Here is a 19878-nt window from a genome sequence, read left to right as displayed (position 1 = left end):
GGGGCCATCAGCAAGCCGCGTGACGGGCGGCCATGGGACCGGTCGGGCATGTCGGTGGCTGGAACTTCCGGCCGGATTCGGCTGCTTGGCGGGTGGGTATGGAGCGCTCAGACATGCAGGGTGGGCCGGTAGATGAGCTCTTGGATATTGCCGTCGAGCGTTCGGCTCTCGATCAGCTCGAGGTCGAAGTCGGCCGCGCCCTGGTAGATCGGGTCGTCACCGGTCTGACCGGTTATCACGGGGAAGAGCGTCACCTGGACGCGGTCGACCAGGCCGGCCGCCATCAGCGCTCGGTTCATCGACAGGCTGCCGTGCGAGCGCAACGGCACCTCGGACTCCTGCTTGAGCCGGGCGACGACGTCGACGGCGTCGCCGCTCACGACGGTCGCGTCGGGCCAGTCGAGAGGTCCATCCAGGGTTGTCGACACCACCGTCGCCGGCAGGTGTCTCATCCGGGTGACCCACGGGTCATGCACCTCGGACTCCTCGGTGCTCTCGGCCAGCATTTGCGCAAATGCCCGATATGTGTTGGCGCCGAAGACCATTCGCTGGTGCTCGTCGTACAGGGAGAGGCGGTGGTCGAGCAATTCGGGGCCTTGCTTGCCCCAGTAGCCGCTCCAGTCGCCGCCGCTGACGCCGCCGAAGCCGTCGAGGCTGGAAAAGACGTCGAAGGTGTAGCTAGCGGTCATGATGCGCTCCTCGGGTGCGGTTGCCGGCGTGTTGGGGATACAGACTGGAAACCATGGCAAAACTCATCGCCCTTGGACTCCTGGAGCCCGGCCGCCCGCTCCGGCCCGCGGTCAGCAATACGGCGACCAGAAAGACGGGCGCGCCACGCCGATCCCGAGGTCTTGCACATGTGCGATACGAAGTGACGCGTCAGATTTCGCCGACGCCGGCCACCGGGATCAATACTTCACCACGTGGGTTCCGCCGGCGAACTCGTCATGTTTGCCTTGTTTGGTGGGACTCGACTGGATGGTCGCCGCGATCACGATGCCGGCGACGAGCACGAGCAGTTCGCCCACGAAGGGGATGATCGCCAGCAGTGTGAAGAGGTTGCGGACGGCGGACTGCCGCACGGTCGGTTTCTCGGCGCCGGGCGGTCCGTGTACCCGCATACCCAGCAGCTTCTTGCCCAGGGTCCAGCCCTGACTCACCTCGAACGCCACGAAGTAGCTGAAGGCAAGCAACCCGGAAAACAAACCGGGGAATAAGCCGGCAGCCCCGATGTGAATTTCCGCCAGCACGGCCAGCGGCACCGCGACAATGACGACCAGCAGGCCGTCGATCAGCCGGGCGAGAAACCGCAAGCCCAACGGACCGGGCTGCAAACCGGACGGCAGCGCCCCGGATGACGGCTGAGCACCAGGACGGCGTCGGTCGACAACCGCAATTATGGACAGCAACGTCGTTATTCCACCGGCGAGTGCGAACAGAGCCCCGGTACCGAGAAAGGTGAGCGGGGTCGCCACATCGGTTCCGTTACCGACAGATAAGACCCCAAGTAAGCAGCCGGCTAACCCGACGACGATCACCGCTGCCCCTTCGATAACACTGAACATCGGGTGACTGGCGGGTCTTGTCAGCGAGACAATGCCCAGCACCAACGCCACGACACAGAGCGCCAAGATCGCCAGAAAGTAAGTGCGCCATATAGTGTCGGCCCCCGCGGTGGCGTATTCGTTCCAGTGCGTAGGGCCTTCGGGTAAGGATGCAGAAGCAATGGGCCCGAACAAGAGCGCCAGCAAGATCAGCGAGATTCCCCTGGTCACCGTGAGGCCTGAAGCTTTTCCGCTTCGTGATTGCGGTTTGTTCATCAGCGCCTTCCCCTGCGGGTCGAGGCATCAACTGTCGAGCCTGGGCGCGCAACGCGTCACCGATCTAGCCGCTCGCCTCGTGGTAGTTCGGTTCGACACCCGCTGCGAACCGGAACCCGGACCGAGAGCGGCGAGCGGTCTCCCCTGAATCGCGGCGCGTCCGAGGTCGCCGGCCACCAAGCCGTCGAAACTCAACCCCGGTAGGCAAAAGCCGCAGCGGCGGCTCGCTGCCGCTGCACCGGTGCGTAAGTTGGCCGCTGCGTTCGGAATTGGGCGCGCCACTGCGTATCACTACCTCTCGGGGGAAGTCTCTCACCGTTTTCTGCCACAAGTGTTGAGGCCGGTCGGCTCCATGGATAGCTGTCGGACGTGTCGTAAACCTCGTCGGGTGGGTGTTAGGGGACGGGCAGGTTCGGGCAGAGCCTGATGTAGTCGATGTCGGGGAATACCCAGTCGTGCCACTGTTTGTGGCTCATATTCGCGACGAGCTTGTCGCACAACAGATCAGGCCAGGCCGCGGGCCCCGGCCACAACCGCAGTGTCATGTCGAGCCCGCCGGAGACGATGCGCCGCCCGTCGGGGCTAAACGCCACACTGAACACCGTGCCGGTGTGGCCGCTCAGCGGTGGTCCGATCTGCTGGCCGGTGCTCACGTCCCACAACCGCACCGTGCCGTCGGCGATGCTGCCGCCCGAGACGATGCGCCGCCCGTCGGAGCTGAACGCCACACTGTCCACCGAGTCGGTGTGACCGGTCAGCGGAGCACCAATGGGCGCGCCGGTGGCAGCGTCCCACAACCGCAGTGTGGTGTCGGTGCTGCCGGAGACAATGCGGTGCCCGTCTGGGCTGAACGCCACACTGGTCACCGATTCGGTGTGACCGGTCAGCGGAGCGCCGATCGGCTGACCGGTGGCAGCGTCCCATAACCGCAGGGTCTTGTCGTAGCTGCCGGAGACGATGCGGTGCCCGTCGGGGCTGAACGCAACACTGGACACCGAGGCCGTGTGGCCGGTCAATGGGGCACCGATCGGCTGCCCGGTGCCGGCGTCCCACAACCGCAGCGTGTCATCGGCGCTGCCGGAAACGATGCGCCGCCCGTCGGGACTGAACGCCACGCTGGTCACCCACAGGGTGTGCCCAGTCAGCGGGGCGCCGATCGGCTGGCCGGTGCCGGCGTCCCACAACCGCACCGTGTCGGCGCTGGCGGAGACGATGCGCCGCCCGTCGGGGCTAAACGCCACACTCGACACCGAGGCGGTGCTGCCGCTCAGCGGGGCACCGATGGGCTGACCGGTTGCGGCGTCCCACAACCGCAGCGTCTTATCGTCGCTGCCGGAGACGATGCGCCGCCCATCGGGACTGAACGCCACACTGTCCACCGCGCCGGTGTGGCCGGTCAGCGGGGCACCGATCTGCTGGCCCGTTCCGACGTCCCACAACTGCAGCGTGCCCTCGACGCTGCCGGGGGGTGTGCGCCGCCCGTCCGGGCTACCGGAGACAATGCGCCCCCCGTCGGGACTGAACGCCACACTGGCCACCGCGCCGGTGTGGCCGGTGAGCGGGACGCCGATCGGCTGACCGGTGCCGGCGTCCCACAACCGCACCGTGCTGTCGGCGCTGCCGGAGACGATGCGCCGCCCGTCGGGGCTAAACGCCACACTGGCCACCGCGCCGGTGTGGCCGGTCAGCGGAGCACCGATCGGCTGACCGGTGCCGGCGTCCCACAACCGCACCGTGCTGTCGGCGCTGCCGGAGACAATGCGCCGCCCGTCGGGGCTAAACGCCACACTGAACACCGGCCCAGTGCCACCAACCAGCGGTTGCCCGATCGGTTGGCCGGTGTCGGCGTCCCACACCTGCACTGTGCCGGGGCCGACGTTGCCGACGGGGCCGCTGCCGGAGACGATACGCCGCCCGTCGGGGCTAAACGCCACACTGTCCCACGGGCCGCTGTTGCCGGTCAGCAGGGCGCCGATCTGCTGACCGGTGCCGCTGTCCCACAACCGCACCGTGCCGTCGGCGATGGTGTCACCGGCGGAGACGATGCGCCGCCCGTCGGGGCTAAAGCCCGCACTTTCCACCGGGCCGGTGTGGCCGGTCAGCGGGGCGCCGATCGGCGCGCCGGTGGCGGCATCCCACAACCGCAGCGTTTTGTCGTCGCTGCCGGAGACGATGCGCCGCCCGTCGGGGCTGAACGCCACACTGAGTACCGGGGCGGTGTGGCCGGTCAGCGGGGCGCCGACGGGCTTGCCGGTGGCGGCATCCCACAACCGCAGCGTGTTATCGGCGCCGCCGGAGGCGATGCGGAGGCCGTCGGGGCTGAACGCCACACTGAAAACCGCGTCGGGCGTCGGGATGATCTTGATGGTGGATTGTCGCTCCACCACGGCGGTGAGCAGCGCACTGATGTCGGTACTGGGCGCGATGGCCGGTGCGGCCAGGATCTGCTGGATCGCCCGCACATCGCCTCCGGCGCGAACACCCGCGAGGATGGCCTGTCCCTGCGAACTCAATTTCAAGGCGATCGCTTCCCGATTCCGGGTTTCCGCCAGGTGTTTGGCGTCGTTGGCTTGAACGAACCCGGCCACGGCCACGATCGCGGCGATAAGGGCGATCACGACAGTGCCGGCCAGGACGGCACGCAGGATGCGGACGCGCTTGCGCAGTTCGGCGGCGTGGGCTTCGGCAGTGTCTTGGCGTTCCCGCGCGAAGTGTGCCCGCTCCTCAGCCTGGCGCAATTCGGCTTGGCGTCGTTCTTCGTTGGCGACGGGCTCGTTTTCGGCCTGGCGGGAGGCGGCCAGGTAGTCGCGCGCGCCGGCGAGCCTATCACGGAATCCCGTTGTGCTGGCAAGGTTTTCAGCGTCGGTGAGCCGGGTGCCGGTAAGCAGCCAGGCGGGGTCTCGGTGGTGGGCGGTCCAGGCGGTGGCGTTGCGTTCGACGTCGTCGGCGGTTGCGAGGTTTTGCCGTTCGGCACGTAGCCAGCCGGCAAGCTCATCCCATTGATACAGCAGGCTTTCCGGCGCCACCTCCACGACCGCCTGCCCGTCGCGTTCGTCGCGCACCAGCAGCCGCTTTTCCACCAGCGCGTCAATCAGTGGGCGGCTTGCCTCCGGCAGATCAGCCTGGCGCGCCACCCGCCGCATCGGATGATGGTCTTCGGGATTGATGGTGACCAACCAGGGAATGAACGCCGAACGCAACAGCTCCAATGCGGTCTGGCGCTGCTGGGGGTCGCGCGGGAGGATCTGCTCGATCTCGTTGTTGACCGCATCGTTGCCGCTCATGGGACCTACCACTCGTATTCTTTCTTGATCTGAAGGCCGGGGCAGGCTTCGACGTAGTCGATGCCGGGAGACACCCAGGCCTGCCACAGCCGGCGGCTCATGTTGGTGGAGAGCTTGGCGCACAACGCCGATGCCGCGTCGGGATAGTTGAGCCACAACCGCACGGTCCCGTCCTCACTGCCGGACACGAGGAACGTTCCGTCGGGGCTGAATGCCACGCTCGTTACGTCCGCCGTATGGCCTCTGAGCGGAGCACCGACAGGTTGTCCCGTGTCGGCATCCCACAATCGCACGGTGTGGTCCCACACAGTCGAGGCGATGCGCTTGCCGTCGGGGCTGAACGCCACGCTCATCTCGTATAACAGCAGGCCCGGATAACTCATCAAGGTCTTCGCCGTCATCGGCCGGCCGACGGGTTTGCCCGTCGCCGTGTCCCACAACCGCACCGTGGTGCCCGCGACGGTGTCTTCGTCGGCGGCGATCCGCCTGCCGTCCGGGCTGAACACGACGCTCTCGACACCTCTGCTTTCCGTACCGCCGATTGCCATCAGTCCACCGACTTGCCGGGCGGTCGTCGCATCCCACAAACGCACGCCGTCGCGACTGCCCGATGCGATACGCGTGCCGTCCGGGCTGAACGCGACGCCTTTCACATCGGAACTGTGGCCGGTCATCGGGTCTCCGATCTGCCGGCCGGTCGCCACGTCCCACAGCCGGACGGTCTGGTCGTCGCCGCCGGAGACGATCCTGGTGCCGTCCGGGCTGAATGCAACGATTCGCACTTCCCAGTTCTCCACCGGGGCGCCGACGGGTCGGCCGGTGCCCACGTCCAACACCTGGACCTTCCCGTCACCCATCGCGGCGATCCGCTTGCCGTCGCGGCTCAACGCCACGAATTCCCCGTATTCGGTGATCGGGGCGCGGATGGCTTGACCCGTGGCCGGGTCCCACAGCGCGACGCCGTCACCGCCGGAGGCGATCCACCTGCCGTCGGGACTGACCGCCACTTTGACGTTCTTTACCCAGCCCGGGGACGACGGAGTCCAGCCGGGCGGGGTCAGGGACTGGCCCACGAGCGGGCCGGGTTCGGCACTCCATAGTCGGACGGTCCTATCCCCGCTGCCGGAGGCGACCCGTTTGCCGTCGGGACTGAACGCCACGGTTCCGACCGTCCATCGGTGGCCGACCAATGGCCGCCCGACGGGCTGACCGGTGTCGGCATTCCACAACCGCACCGTCTTGTCCTGACCGCCGGAGGCGATCCGCGTGCCGTCGGGGCTGAACGCCACGCTGTACACGTTTCCCGCGTGACCCGTCATCGCCGGGCCGACGGCGTGGGTTGCGTCAGCGTCCCACAACTGGATGGTGCCGTCGCTGTTGGCGGAGGCGATCCGTGTGCCGTCGGGGCTGAATGCCACGCTGAGCACCGAGCCGCCGGTCGTTTGCTGACCGATCGGTTGGCCGGTGGCCGCATCCCACACCCGCACTGTCTGGTCCGCGCTGCCGGAGATGATCCGTCTGCCGTCGGGGCTGAACGCCAGGGCGATGACGGGACCCTGGTGCCCGGCCAGGGGCTTACCGACGGTTCGGCCGGTGTTGAGATCCCAGATCTGAATGGTGCCGTTGTTGCCGCCGCACGCTATTCGCGAATTGTCCGGGCTGAACGCCACCTCAGCGCCGTTGAGCTTCAGCGGGTCGCCGATCGGATGGCCGGTCTCGGCGTCCAATACCTGCCCGGTGTTTCGAAGGATGGCGACGGCCCGCGTGCCGTCCGGGCTGACCACCGCAGTTCGGACACCGTCGAGGTGCGCCCGTTCGCCGATTGCCCCGCCGGACTCGGCATTCCATACAGACACGCCAAGGTCATCGGCTGCGACAATTCGCCGCCCATCGCGGCTGAACGCGACGCTGGTAACTGCATTGGGTGGCTGGAAGGAGGTCTCGATGATCTTCAGGGCCCGGTAGTTGTCTTCCAGCACGCTGCGTAACGGACCGTTATCAGGGGTTTGCGCAAGTCGCTGCGCCGCGACCAGTCCTTGAAAGGCTGTGATGTCCGACCCGATGCGGGTACGGGCCAGGATCGACTGAGCTTCGGCGACCAGGCGAAGGCTGGTCGCCTGGCGAAGATTGCGATTCGCCTCTCGCGTTGCCTGGAACGCCATGACGAAGCCAACAACTGCGGCGACCAGCGCGATGACGGCGGCTACCGCGAGCACGGTTATGAGCGCCCGCGGGCGGCTGGACTCAGCAACCGTGGCCCGGTGCCCGGCGGCGGCCTGGTCACCGGCGGCCGGCGGTTCGGTCGTGTCGTCCACCGAAATCTCCTTTGCAGCAACACCTTTGCAGTGCCGAAGACATCACCCGGGGCCGGCCCTTGCCCGGTGATCCTCCAGCGCTATCGCCGGGATCGGCAGCCGATGCCAAGGTTCCGATCCCGACTACTCAGTGTCAGCGGTCGAAGAGTTCTCCAAACAGAGCCTTTTGATTCTCCAAACAGAGCCTTTTGACCTCTTATCGGCCCAGTTCGGATAGCACCGGCAAGTTGCCTCCGCGGTTCCACGAGCCGGTGCAATGGGTGAGTGCCAGGTAGGCATGCTCAACTTGGCTGGCTCGCACGGGCGGTCGGGGCAGGCGGTTAGCGCCGAGGCTGCGGCTACGTGGACGACGGCGGCGCTGGCCCGCGGCGGGTTCGGCGTCAGCGGCCGGCTGCCTCGCCACGCGAGCTGTTCGTCCCTGGCGGCCAGAGTCCCCCAATGCGTCGGCGCGCGATTCAGCCGGGTAATACCGAACTGGACCACCATTGCCACAGGGCGTCGACGCCGGGCCCCGGCAGGTTATTGGTCTCAGATCCCCCTTGGGCCAAGGCGATGAGCGGACCGGAGTCGTTCGTCCACATCAAGGCAGCGGTGTCGCCTTCAACGTTGCCGCAAGCGATCGAGCCACCGGGCTTGCCGTCCGGTCGAGTCCAAGAAGCCGGCGTGGAGCCCGATCCAGGGCAGTTGGCGGCCCTGAAGTGGTGTGAGTGGTAAATAGCGGTGAAGGGCTTTCTAGCGTGCCGGTATCGCGGAACAGTGTGTAGCGCGCGCTTGTTGGGCCGCCCGGCAGCGAATTATCCGAACATTCCACCATGGCTATGGCCCCGGGTCCGCCAACGGTCCGTCGACCGAATGGCACGAACTTTTGCTGTCCCCGGGCGGCAGCCTGCCCATCAGGTCGACAACCGGGTCGGCACTGGCTACCGGAGGCGCGGCGACGGCGGCTGCTGCGCTGGCTGCCGCGACGAGCACTGCGCGAATCACAGGAGTTAGTGTTCGATGCCCGGACGCGGGCCAAACAGGGTATTTGGGTCTGCTGCAGGAATAGGTGACAGTTTCTGTTACGCGGCCTGATGGGCCGGCTTGGCGGCGCCGGCGGTGGTAGGTCCGTTCGATCCAAGTGACGATGACGATGCGTAGTCGTTCGCGGGTGTCCCAGCGGCGACGGTCCAAGACATTGTTCTGTAGCAGGCCAAAGAAGCTTTCCATGGCCGCGTTCAATCGAGCAGACCCAAAACTTTCGCTCCATCCACTCTGTCTGGCGGCGGCCGGAACAGCAGGGTCGGTCGCCACATGATTCCAAGGACCTTCGGCGCTTTTCCTGCGGTGGCAGGTTTCTGCTCCTACGCGAAGTGACCTAAGTCCCTACCCCCTAGGGGTATGATCTGGCATCGTAGACCGAAGTGCAGCGGCTGGCGTTGTGTTAAGACAATAGGCAGGCGTCGTTATGGTGGCATCGGGACAGATCACCGGCGGTAATTGGCCCGCAACGCTGGTTGGCTTAGTGCTGTTGACTACCTTCGTCGCGACCATGATCAGGCCGATCAAGTGCAAATACCGGCGGCATCGCGACGAAACTTTGCGGCACGACACCGTGGGGCTGTCCGGCCTGCTCGTTTCAGACAGGGATACCAGCCTCTGGCGGTGCCGGGGCCTTACGGCAGAGGCGCTCATCGTTCGCCAACGGCTGTCCGGGGATATCGATGCCGAGGCCTACCGGGCCCGCATGAACGATCTAGCGCGGAAGGCGGCCCGGGAGCGCGGTCGCAGTGCAGCTCTTGATTAGTCGGAATTGGCGAGGAGGCTCGTGATTCCAAGCGTTGATGTCGCAGTCGTGCTAGGAGCGGCCCTGGCAATCGCCGGCTTGGCGTGGTACTTCTTTGCCCCCCGCCGCGCCCAGGCCGCTGCGGTGAGCGGCGGTGTGCAGCGGATCCAGGTAACGATCCGCGGGGGGTACAGCCCCAACATCGTGCAAGTACGCCAGGGCATTCCGGTCGAGATCGAATTCGACCGGCAAGAAACCGGGGATTGCAGCTCGCGAGTCGTTTTTCCCGACCTTCATCTGTCGGCGGCCCTGCCCGCCCATCAGCGCACCATCGTCAAGTTCAACCCCCAACAGGCAGGGTCGTTCCCATTTGTCTGCAGCATGAACATGATCTCCGGCACACTCGTCGTCACCCCTAATGGTCAGGCCACGCAATCTGCTGAACCCGAAAAGACCGCCGCCGCTTTTGGTCACGCGCCATCCGATGGCGTCGGCGAGCCAACCGCCGCTGACGTTGAAGCCTCCCAGGCCGAAGAACGGCGCGCCGATATCGCCGATTTGACCCGTCGGGTGGTGATCGGGGCAGTGCTGACCGCGCCGGTGCTGTATGCGGTGATGGCTCGACCACTAGGTGCGCGCTGGGTGCCGGCGGTGTTACTCGACCATTGGGTGCAGTTGGTGTTGATCACCCCGGTGATGATGTATGTGGGGTGGCCGATCCATCGCACGGGTTGGTTGGCGCTGGCGCATCGCAGCGCCGATATGAACAGCCTGATTACCCTGGGCACTTTCGCGGCCTACGGCTACAGCCTGCTCGTGACGGTCGCCTCCACCGCGTTGCCGGCCGAAGTACGTGATGTGTATTTCGAGGCCGTTGGGGTGATTCTGACCCTGATCATGCTGGGCCGGTTGCTGGAAGCCCGCGCCAAAGCCGGCACCGGTGAAGCCATCCGCGCCCTGCTGGGCTTGCAGGCCCGCACCGCTCGCGTGTTGCGTGACGGTGCCGAAACCGAGATTCCTGTCGACGAGGTCGCCGTCGGCGACGCGATCGTGATCCGGCCTGGCGATAAAATCCCCGTCGATGCCACCGTGCTGTCCGGACAATCTGCTGTCGATGAGTCCATGGTGACCGGCGAATCGATGCCGGTGGTCAAACACATTGGCGACACCGTGATCGGCGCGACGGTCAACACAACCGGCTCGTTGCGGGTGCGCGCGGCCAAAGTCGGCGCGGACACCATGCTCGCCCAAATCATCCGCATGGTGCAGCAGGCGCAGGCATCGCGAGCCCCGATTCAGCGGCTGGCCGACGCGATCTCGGCCTACTTCGTGCCAGTCGTGATCGCTACTGCCGTAGCCACTTTCGCGGTCTGGTTCGTCGCCGGCCCAGCACCCACGGTGACGCAGGCGTTGGTATCGACGGTCGCCGTGCTGATCATCGCCTGCCCCTGCGCGCTCGGGCTGGCCACCCCGCTGTCGATCATGGTCGGCACCGGCAAGGGCGCCCGCGCGGGCATACTGATCCGCTCGGCCGAAGCCCTAGAGACTGCGCACAGGCTCGACACCATCGTGCTTGACAAGACGGGCACCATCACTGCCGGCAAGCCGGCACTGACCGACATCCATCTCACCGGGACATTGTCGGAGAACGAACTGCTGACACTTGTTGCCAGTGCCGAAGCCGACAGTGAACACCCAGTTGCCGTCGCGGTGGTCGCCGGTGCCCGAGACAGAGGCATTTATGTTGGTGCCCCCGAGGATTTCGACTCCATCACGGGCAAGGGTGTCCGGGCCACCGTCGGCGGCCACAGTGTGCTCGTCGGTACTGCGACCTTGTTGGCTGAAAACGGTATCGACACAGCGGGATCGGAAAGCATCAGCGCCGATCTGGCGGCCGCGGGCAAGACGCCGCTGCTGGCCGCTGTCGACGGCAACCCGGCCGGGGTGCTCGCCGTGGCCGACACCGTCAAAGATGACTCCATCGCGGCGATCGCCGCCTTGCGCAAGCTAGGTCTGCAGGTCGTGATGATCACCGGGGACAATGCCCGCACCGCCGCTGCGATCGCTCGCCAGGTGGGAGTCTCGCGGGTGCTGGCCGAAGTTCTGCCCGAACACAAGGCCAGCGAGATTCGCCGGCTACAAGCAGAAGGCCGCCGGGTGGGGATGGTCGGCGACGGCATCAACGATGCGCCCGCCCTGGCCCAGGCCGATGTCGGGCTTGCGATCGGTACCGGTACCGACGTGGCCATTGAAGCCGCCGACATCATCTTGATCTCGGGGTCGCTGGCCGGGGTGGTCACCGCGATCCGGCTCTCCCGCGCAACTATGCGGAACATTCGGCAGAACCTTTTCTTCGCCCTGATTTACAACGCCATTGGCATCCCGCTCGCGGCGGGCGTCCTGTATCCGCTGCTGGGGCTGCGACTCTCCCCAATGATCGCTGCCGGGGCAATGGCCCTGTCGTCGCTATCGGTGGTCGGCAACGCTAACCGCCTACGCCGCTCCCACGTCCAACCACTACCCCTCACCGAAACACCCGCGATCGAACCTCGGGTCGAAATTGATGGCGCCCAACAAGAAAGAATCTCTGGCAAAGCCTGAGGATGACACCGTTCTCGGCAGTGATGTCAGCAACCCTGCGTGCGCACGAGCCGATATGTTGAAGAAATCGACTACACCGTACCCCTATGGGGTAACGTTGCTATCGTAGATGTCTTTGGTGGCCGATCACACTCGTCACCATGCGGCGATGCCGGCGACGACCCGATGACTAAAGTGCTGGAAGGTCAAATGGAATCCACATACGGGTATGTAGCGCACAAGGACAGCTACGCCAAGCGACTGCGTCGAATCGAGGGCCAGATTCGCGGTATCGCAAAGATGATCGACGACGACAAGTACTGCATCGACATCCTCACCCAAATCAGTGCAGCCAGCAGTGCTTTGCGGTCCGTGGCGTTGAACCTGCTCGACGACCACCTCGACAGCTGCGTAAGCCAAGCAATTACTCAGGGAGGGGACGAGGCTGACGTGAAGCTGGCCGAGGCCTCCGCGGCTATCGCGCGACTTGTTCGTTCCTGATCGGCACGATGGGCAGGCGCCCGCTGCCTGCTATCAGTACCGACAAGAACAGCTACCCTTGAAACTCATACACCCTGCCCGGGTATATGAGTCATTTATCAACGAGACTCACGCCTGCTGCTGCGAATCCACCGGCTGCACCTGCGGTGTCTCCGCCTGCACCACGCAGCCGGGTGCACTTGCGGTTACCGCGCGCCGGTTCCGGCAAGGGCTCTGTCCTGTGGTCACTGATTGCAGGCCTTGCACCCGGAATTAGTGCGGGATGGATCCGCGTACTCGCCGTAGACCCGAAGGGCGGCATCGAGTTTGGCAGTAGACAAAAACTATTCGGCAGCTCCGCTTAGGACAGCGGCCACGACACGGTCGCGCTTCTGCGGGCCGCGACGAATATCATGCAAGGGCGGGCGCGACGACTGCGCGGGCACGCCCGGCTGCACGACCCATCGCTCGACGAGCCGCTGCGGTCGATGCGCCGGCGCCGCTCCAGCAGCGACGGGAAGAACGACCCGGCCCGCAGCTTAGGGATCGCCACCTCGATATCCCCGGCCGTGGTCGATACCGTCTTGGGCCGGTGTCCGTTGCGGTGCACCGTGCGCTCGCCGCTGCGCTGGTAGCGGCCGGTGCCGATCGCCTCGGTGGCTTCGGCCTCGATCAGGGCCTGCAGCCCGGCGCGGATCAGCTCGGCGAACACCGCCTAAGCATCGGCCGACTTGAGCGCATCAAGCTGAGCAAGCAGGGCAGAAAGGTCCTGGGGCATCGCGTCGTGTCTTTCTGTGAGTCACTTTGGTCGGCAACGCACTGACCACTACGCGATGGCCCACTCCCAACACCGGCAACGACACACCCGGCTTCACCCAACTCCAACCGGTCCTGCCCCACTCCCGAAACCCCACCACCCCAGGGAACTTACCCCGGGCTGACATGGCTGACGCCGGCGTGCCCGTGCATGTATTCCGGAAGATCGCCGGCCACGCTGACCTGAGCACGACGCAGCGTTACCTACACCCCGATCGCCAGTCGGTTGCGGGTGCCGGTGAGCTGCCGTCGAAGCACTTGTGGTCCCAAAATGGGACCAAGCTCCGAGTCGTCTGATCTACCTCTCCAGACATCGCAGCAGTTCAGAGCCTATTCCTCTGGTCGGGCTGACAGGATTTGAACCTGCGACCACTTGACCCCCAGTCAAGTGCGCTACCAAACTGCGCCACAGCCCGGTGCCGCCGAAATGACGCGGCGGCAGGTCGAAAGCCTACCGCAACCGAGCCCCAATCCCAGCCACCACCTAGGCAACCCGCCAGCCGGCCTGCTCGGCACGCTTCCACACCAAAGACGAGTACACGGTCCGCCCGTCAGGCAAAGTCAGTTCCGACGACAGGGTCAGCTTGTCGCCGTCGAGGTCGCTGTGCCGTAGATGAAACTGGCCCAGGTAGTTCGGCACCAGGGACAGCTTCGCCTCATGACGAATATCGCCCGTGGACTCGTCGACGAAGTACCGTCCGCTGTAGGCGAGATACCCCAGCGCCGCGGCCGCCGCCTGCTCGGTGGTGCCGCCGCAAGCCACCGGCCGGTCGTAGTCGGGCCGCCCGGACGACTGGATCTGGGCCGACATGTACCCATCCGGGGTGTACATGATCAAGCCCTGCGCATCCGCACCGTGGGGGTATCGCACCGGGCCGTCGGGACTGTCCCGCTCAACGTAGGACACCAGCTCCCAGGCGCCAACCAGAGTGTCACGCAATGCTTTTGCCATTTTCAATGCTCCTCACGATGCTTCGAACCAGCTGTTCACTTTCGCCTCCCACACCCGTAATGCCTTGGCCAGCTCTGCCTCGCGGCCGTAGAACCGCTGCGCCGGCACCGGCACGCTGACGGCCACCACGTGGTCGGTCACGCCATGCAGCACCGTCCCGACCGCGCAAATGCCGTCGGTCTGCTCCTCCCGGTCGTAGGCGATGCCGTCGCGGCTGATCTGGGCAAGCTCCTCGCGCAACGCTGCTCGATCGGTGATGGTGTTGGCGGTCAGCGGCATCAGCCGACTGGGTAGTACCTGCGCCTGCCGCTCCGGTGGCAGCGACGCCAGCAGCGCCTTGCCGTTGGCGCAGCAGTACAGCGGAAAGGACTCTCCCACCGCGCTCACCGCGCGCAACCGCCGCGGCGGAACCACCTGGTCGATGAAATCGGCGCGATCCCCGTCCAGGATCGACAAGTCCACCGTCTCGTCGAGTTCTCGCGACAACTGCGTCAGGAATGGGTGCAGGTCGGCCACCACGCTGAGCCGCACGGTGCTGGCCATGCGCGCGATCTCCGGCCCCAGCCGGTAGGGTCCCCGCACCCCGCGTGAGGCGACCAGACCCTCGTCCTCCAATGCGTTGAGGATCCGGCTCACGGTGGACCGGGCCATTCCGACCCGCTCCCCGATCTCGACTTGGCTGAGCCCGCCGGGGTGTGCTTGCAGCACCCGCAAGATCTCGGCCGCGCGGGCAATCACCTGGATGCCGCCGCTGCGGACGTCGCTGTCTTCGGCCTTGGCGCTCATCGCCGAACTCCGGGCAGGCGCAGCAACACCTCGGCTTCTTCAACGGAGGCGACGGGCAAATCCAGGGCCTGGACAAGGCGCATGGTGCGCGTCACCAGCGCCAGGTTGCTTGGAGCCAGCTCACCCTTACGCAAGTACAAGGTGTCCTCCAGGCCCACTCGCGCATTACCGCCCAGGGCCAGGCCCATCGCGGTTAACTCCAGGTTGGCCCGGCCGATCGCGATGACTTGCCACATCGCATCGGGAGGAAGCCGGCGCACCATCGTCAGCAGGTTGTCGGCGGTGGCGGCCATTCCGCCGCGCACCCCGAGGACGATGCTGAACTGCAAAGGTTCGGCCAGCAGGTCCTCTTCCCGCAATTGCAGGCAGGCCTCGAGATGCCCGGTGTCATAGATTTCCAGTTCCGGTTTGATATCCAGCTCGCGCATCCGTGCCGCCAATCGGCGGACGGCATCCGGCGGGTTGCGGAATTCGCCGGCACCGAAACTCATCGAGCACGGGTTGAGGGTGGCCATCCGCGGGCGCAGTTCGACCAGCTTTTCCCGATCCTCGAACGGAACCGACAGTCCGACTCCCGTCGACAGCTGGATCAGGATCGGGCAACGCTCGCCAATCAGGTCCATGGCCCGCCGCGCAGTAGCGAGATCTGCTGTAGGCCTTTCCTTTTCGTCACGAAGATGGATATGTGCCACCGCGGCTCCGGCGTGATAGGCCTGTTCGACCGCGGCTGCGATTTCTTCCGGGGTGGTCGGCAGCGCCGGGTTGTCGGCCTTGGTCGCGATGGGCCCGGTGGGTGCCACGGTGATGACGACGCTCACGCCCCTGCCTCCTGCGGATGAGCGATGGCCACCAGCAGCACCGCCGCACGCCCGGAACGGTTTTCCAGCGACCGCACCTCGCCTTTGGCGAAATGCACACTGTCGAACCGGCCCAAGACCGTTTCGGTTCCCCCGGCGGTGACGACCAGCTCGCCGTCGATCACCACATAGACGGTTTCCTCTCGGGCTGCGGCCTTTTCGGCGATCCCGCCCGGCCGATAGGTGGACAGCCCCACCCAGAACCGTTCGGTGTGTCCGGCCTCGTGGCCCTGCAGACGCACCGTAAGCACGTCACGGTGTAGCGCGGCAGTGTATTCCGGTGCCTGCGACACCCGGGTCACGTTCATCAGACCCCCGTCTCGATGCGGTAGCTCCCGGTGGGGTCGGCGATCGCGACCAGCCGAACGATGCAGCCGTCGCCGCCCACCCAGCGCCAGGGGAAGGCGGCGAAGGTGACACGCTTGCCGGTGACCTTGTCCAGGTCGCCGCCGACGTTTTCGAAACCGTAGATGCCCTTCGACAGGATCGCACGGTGGCAGGGCTCCCACTCCGGGAAGTCGTCGAGTACCTTGCGACCTGTCTGCTGTTCGTATTCGCTTACCGCCCAGGGCAATAAACCGCCTTGGGCTTCCGCTGGGCCATGTGGCGCGATCGCGGTGGCCAGCGGATGGTCCAGCGCCTGGGTGTCGGTGCCGACCGCCTTGACGCCCTTGGCCGCAAACCACTCACCCGCTTCCTTGTAGAAGCCCGGCGAGTAGGCGTAGTACTCGGCGCTGTCGGCGTATTTGTGGTGCCAGCCGGTGTTGACGATGACGATGTCACCGGGCCGGATCTCCGGGCTGGCCTGCTCGAGATCCTCGGCGGTAACCACACCCCATTTGGTCTTGGGGATCGACACCACCACCCCGGTGCCGAAGAAGGCACTCAGCGGAATCTCGTCCAGGAACGGCGTTCCCTCCACCACATGCGCCGGCGCATCGATGTGGGTGCCGGAATGCATGACGGTGGTGATCTTCTGCGTCAGCACCCGGCTTTTCGCCATGCCATGCAGCCGTTCGATCTTGACGTCCTCGAAATACGGCCAGGCCGGCGCCCCGTGTCCCCACGGGTGCGACAGGTCGTAGAACTCCAGCTTGGACTCGGCATCACCGAGGGGCCACGTGAAAGCCATGGCTATTTACTTCCTTTCCGATGTGGGTCTTGGTCGAGTTGTGCACTGATGTGCCGGGAAAGTCGTGCCGCCGTGCGCTCGCGGGCGCCCGGGGGCCAGTCGAGGAATCCGTGTCCGGTGCGCGCCCCGAGTTGTCCCTCGGCGACCAGTTGGCGCAGCAGCGGGCTGGGATGCGGGTCGCTGTTGAGGCTGGGGATGACCGCGTCGTGGATGGCCAGGGTGAGGTCGAGGCCGATGTAGTCGGCGTTTTCCAGCGGGCCCAGGGTGGCCAGCCGGAGCCCAATGGTGTTGCGCACCACCAGATCCACCGTCTCGGCGTCGCACACACCTTCAGCGACCAGCGCCATCGCCTCACGCCACAACGCATGCTGAAGCCGGTTGCCGATGAATCCGGGGACATCGCGTCCGACCCGCACCGGCATCTTGCCGGCCTCGGCCAGCAGCACCACGATGCGTTCCACCGTGTCCGGGGCGGTTCGATCGCTAGGCACCACCTCGACGACGGGAATGAGGTCGGGCGGATTCCAGAAGTGTGTACCGATTACTCGGCTGCCGTCGTCGACGCGCTCGGTAACCGCCCCAATCGGCAGGACGGACGTGTTGGTCGCCAGCACCGCATGTGGGGCCAGGCTCGCCAGGCGTTGGAAGAGTTCGCGTTTGACGGCCAGGTTTTCGACGATCGCCTCGACCACCAGGTCGGTGTTGTGCACCGCCGCGGCCAGATCTCCGGTGGCGGTGACCGATCCGCGTTCTGCACCGCTCACTTCGGCGCCTTCCGCCGCTGCCGCATCGAGGATTTCGGCGTTGGTGTCGGTGATGGCGACCTCGAGCCCTGCCGACGCCAGCACGCCGGCGATGCGCCGGCCCATCAAACCGGCGCCGACGACGGCGGCGCGGGAAAATCCGTGAGACGTCAGCATGCGGTATATCCCCCGTCCAGATACATCACCTGGCCGGTGTAGAAGCTTGACGCATCGCTCAGCAGATAGATCAGCGCCCCGACGAAGTCTTCGGGCTCGGCGAAGCGGCGCAACGGGATCCGGGCGAACATCGCCTCGCGGGTGGCGCGCCCCTTCCCGTCGTCGGCGTACATCCACTCGGTCAGCTCGGACCGGAAAACCGTTGGCGCAAGGGCATTTACCCGGATACCGTCAGCACCCCATTCGGCCGCAAGGGATTTGGCCAGCAGATCGGTGCCCGCTTTCGACGGGCAGTATGCGCTGTAGCCGGCGGGGTGACCGAGGGCTCCGCGGACCGATGAGACCAGCACGATGCTGCCGCCGTCGCCCTGCTCGAGCAGCACCCGCCCGGCCGCTTGGCAGACCAGCCAGGCTCCCCGCAGATTCGCATCCATCACCTTGTCGAAGTCCTCGACGGCCATCTCGGTGATCGGCGCGACATGGTTCATGCCCGACGCCACCAGAACCCCGTCAAGGCGGCCGTGGTGGGCAACGGCCGCAGCCACCATGGCCTGCGCGTCGGCCGGAGTCTCCGGCCGACGCTCGACCACCACCGCGTTGTCGATGCCGGCGTCCTCGACCAACTCGGCCAGGCCGGCGGCGTTGCCGCCGGTCAGGGTCAGCCGAGCACCCGCATCCGCAAGCGCCCGGGCGGCGACACTGCCCAGCGAACCGGTGGCGCCGGTGATCAGTATGGACTTGTCTTGCACGCTGAAGCGCGTCAAGCCCGAATTCGGCGCTTGCTGTGTCATCGTCACCATCTCTCACTATTCTCCTGCGATGCGGGTTTATTAACCCGTGATGTGAGAGATCGTATGGGTGCATCAGCGCGAGCGTCAACCATCTACTCCTGTGATGTAGGCCGCTACATCCGTATTACGGGATTTGAGCCGGAATGCTGAGCGGACGGACCCCGCACCATCCCGGAGCGGCCGACATGCTGGATACGGCACCCCAGCGCGGCTCGACAAAGACGCCGGTTAGCCAAATCAGCTGCCGGAACGGGGATACGCTGGTTGTTTCGGCGGTCGCTGTTGACCGAGTGGGAGTACTGCGATGTCCTACCTGGTGGCGGTCCCAGAAATATTGGCTTCGTCGGCGGAGGATGTGGCGAACCTTGGCGCGGCGCTGAGCGCGGCAAACGCGGCGGCTGCGACACCCACGACAGCGATGCTGGCGGCGGGTGCCGACGAGGTGTCGGCGGCCATCGCGTCATTGTTTTCCGAAGAGGCCCAGGCCTATCAGGCGCTCAGCGCGCAAATGGAAGCGTTTCATCAGCAATTTGTCCAGACGTTGAACGCCGGCGCGGGTGCCTATGCCAGCGCCGAGACCACAAGGTGGTGGAGCTCTTGCAGCAGCAGGCGCTCAATCTCATCAATGCGCCCACCAATCTGCTGCTGAGGCGACCGCTGATCGGCGACGGTGCCAACGGGACCGCGCCGGGCCAGCCCGGCCAGGCCGGCGGACTGTTGCTCGGCAACGGCGGGAACGGCGCGCCTGGCGCTGCCGGCAAGGCCGGCGGTGCCGGGGGCGACGCCGGCCTGATCGGCAATGGTGGAGCCGGGGGTGCCGGGGGTAAGGGCGGCACCGGCGCCCTGATGGGTGGGGCCGGCGGGCGCGGTGGACACGGCGGGTGGCTGTACGGCAACGGCGGGGCCGGAGGCCAAGGGGGTGAGGGCAACACCAGTGGAACCAGCAACGGCAACGGCGGCAGCGGTGGCAACGGTGGCGCCGCTGGCCTGTGGGGCGCCGGCGGCGCCGGCGGGGCCGGCGGCGCGGGCGGGGTCTCCCCACCCTCGGCCAACCAAGTCACAGGTGGGGTTGGTGGCAACGGCGGCAACGGCGGCAGCGCCGGCCTGCTGTCCGGCCCTGCCGGTGCGGGCGGGCTAGGTGGGACCGGTGGGCAAGGCAGCGCTGGCGGGTTCAGCCCCGGTGGTGCCGGCGGCGCCGGCGGCACCGGGGCGCCGCCGGGCTGTTCGGCGCCGGCGGGGCCGGCGGCCAAGGCGGCGACGGTGGCATGGGCGGGTTTGCCGGCGCCACGGCCGGCGGAGTCGGCGGGGGCGGGGGTGCCGGCGGCAGCGGCGGTGCCGCAGGGCTGTTGCTCGGCAATCCCGGACCCGCCGGGTAGCAAC

14 protein-coding genes, 1 tRNA gene and 3 pseudogenes are annotated in these 19878 nt (G+C 66.3%); 4 read left to right on the top strand and 14 right to left on the bottom strand.

The window, feature by feature from the left end; translation table 11 throughout:
- Positions 1 to 107 precede the first annotated feature (107 nt).
- From MKAN_RS27325 to MKAN_RS30115, 5 genes and pseudogenes are all read right to left on the bottom strand, one after another.
- The gene (locus MKAN_RS27325; protein ID WP_023373931.1) at positions 108 to 689 is read right to left on the bottom strand and encodes a dihydrofolate reductase family protein; all 582 of its coding nucleotides are present in this window, start codon (positions 687 to 689) and stop codon (positions 108 to 110) included.
- A 219-nt stretch (positions 690 to 908) separates the two neighbouring features.
- Positions 909 to 1775, bottom strand: coding sequence for an RDD family protein (locus MKAN_RS27320; RefSeq protein WP_225722819.1), 867 nt, complete (start codon positions 1773 to 1775; stop codon positions 909 to 911).
- Positions 1776 to 2215: 440 nt separating this feature from the next.
- On the bottom strand, positions 2216 to 5104 hold the full coding sequence (locus MKAN_RS27315) for an nSTAND1 domain-containing NTPase (RefSeq protein WP_023373927.1): 2889 nt from the start codon (positions 5102 to 5104) through the stop codon (positions 2216 to 2218).
- A gap of 5 nt (positions 5105 to 5109) precedes the next feature.
- Complete coding sequence (locus tag MKAN_RS27310) at positions 5110 to 7419, bottom strand: WD40 repeat domain-containing protein (protein WP_023373925.1); 2310 nt, start codon at positions 7417 to 7419, stop codon at positions 5110 to 5112.
- Between the two features lie 1083 nt (positions 7420 to 8502).
- Positions 8503 to 8652 (bottom strand): annotated as a pseudogene (locus MKAN_RS30115) (IS3 family transposase); the annotation flags it as partial.
- Positions 8653 to 8866: 214 nt separating this feature from the next.
- Here MKAN_RS30115 and MKAN_RS27305 point away from each other — a divergent pair.
- The 3 genes from MKAN_RS27305 to ricR all read left to right on the top strand — a co-directional run bounded on the left by MKAN_RS27305 (position 8867) and on the right by ricR (position 12265).
- Entirely contained in the window at positions 8867 to 9205 is a 339-nt protein-coding gene (locus MKAN_RS27305; protein ID WP_036394134.1) for a hypothetical protein, read from the top strand.
- Positions 9206 to 9226: 21 nt separating this feature from the next.
- Entirely contained in the window at positions 9227 to 11785 is a 2559-nt protein-coding gene (locus MKAN_RS27300; RefSeq protein WP_023373917.1) for a heavy metal translocating P-type ATPase, read from the top strand.
- A gap of 189 nt (positions 11786 to 11974) precedes the next feature.
- Positions 11975 to 12265 (top strand): copper-sensing transcriptional repressor RicR, encoded by a 291-nt coding sequence (gene ricR, locus MKAN_RS27295; RefSeq protein WP_036394311.1) that lies wholly within the window; start codon positions 11975 to 11977, stop codon positions 12263 to 12265.
- Positions 12266 to 12722: 457 nt separating this feature from the next.
- Here ricR and MKAN_RS27290 read toward each other — a convergent pair.
- The 9 genes and pseudogenes from MKAN_RS27290 to MKAN_RS27250 form a co-directional block, all read right to left on the bottom strand.
- A pseudogene (locus MKAN_RS27290) lies at positions 12723 to 13022 on the bottom strand (transposase); the annotation flags it as partial.
- A gap of 377 nt (positions 13023 to 13399) precedes the next feature.
- Positions 13400 to 13476 (bottom strand) — tRNA-Pro (locus MKAN_RS27285).
- A 68-nt stretch (positions 13477 to 13544) separates the two neighbouring features.
- On the bottom strand, positions 13545 to 14012 hold the full coding sequence (locus MKAN_RS27280) for a lipocalin-like domain-containing protein (RefSeq protein ID WP_023373911.1): 468 nt from the start codon (positions 14010 to 14012) through the stop codon (positions 13545 to 13547).
- 12 nt (positions 14013 to 14024) lie between these two features.
- On the bottom strand, positions 14025 to 14798 hold the full coding sequence (locus tag MKAN_RS27275) for an IclR family transcriptional regulator (RefSeq protein ID WP_023373909.1): 774 nt from the start codon (positions 14796 to 14798) through the stop codon (positions 14025 to 14027).
- The gene (locus MKAN_RS27270; protein WP_023373907.1) at positions 14795 to 15616 is read right to left on the bottom strand and encodes a beta-keto acid cleavage family enzyme; all 822 of its coding nucleotides are present in this window, start codon (positions 15614 to 15616) and stop codon (positions 14795 to 14797) included. Before MKAN_RS27270 ends, MKAN_RS27275 begins: the two co-directional genes overlap by 4 nt.
- Positions 15613 to 15963, bottom strand: coding sequence for a beta-D-galactosidase (locus MKAN_RS27265; protein ID WP_023373905.1), 351 nt, complete (start codon positions 15961 to 15963; stop codon positions 15613 to 15615). Before MKAN_RS27265 ends, MKAN_RS27270 begins: the two co-directional genes overlap by 4 nt.
- The gene (locus tag MKAN_RS27260; RefSeq protein ID WP_023373903.1) at positions 15963 to 16787 is read right to left on the bottom strand and encodes a cyclase family protein; all 825 of its coding nucleotides are present in this window, start codon (positions 16785 to 16787) and stop codon (positions 15963 to 15965) included. Before MKAN_RS27260 ends, MKAN_RS27265 begins: the two co-directional genes overlap by 1 nt.
- 2 nt (positions 16788 to 16789) lie before the next feature.
- The gene (locus tag MKAN_RS27255) at positions 16790 to 17707 is read right to left on the bottom strand and encodes a 3-hydroxyacyl-CoA dehydrogenase family protein (RefSeq protein ID WP_023373901.1); all 918 of its coding nucleotides are present in this window, start codon (positions 17705 to 17707) and stop codon (positions 16790 to 16792) included.
- Positions 17701 to 18507, bottom strand: a complete 807-nt coding sequence (locus MKAN_RS27250) for an SDR family NAD(P)-dependent oxidoreductase (RefSeq protein WP_023373899.1) — start codon at positions 18505 to 18507, stop codon at positions 17701 to 17703. Before MKAN_RS27250 ends, MKAN_RS27255 begins: the two co-directional genes overlap by 7 nt.
- A 295-nt stretch (positions 18508 to 18802) precedes the next feature.
- On the opposite strand from MKAN_RS27250, the pseudogene MKAN_RS32350 reads away from it, so the two are divergent.
- Positions 18803 to 19871: pseudogene (locus tag MKAN_RS32350) on the top strand (PE family protein); the annotation flags it as partial.
- Positions 19872 to 19878 lie beyond the last annotated feature (7 nt).

Source organism: Mycobacterium kansasii ATCC 12478 (assembly GCF_000157895.3).
Lineage (GTDB): Bacteria > Actinomycetota > Actinomycetes > Mycobacteriales > Mycobacteriaceae > Mycobacterium > Mycobacterium kansasii.
Note: the sequence above shows the minus strand (reverse complement) of the source record. Positions and strands in the feature narration are given on the sequence as shown.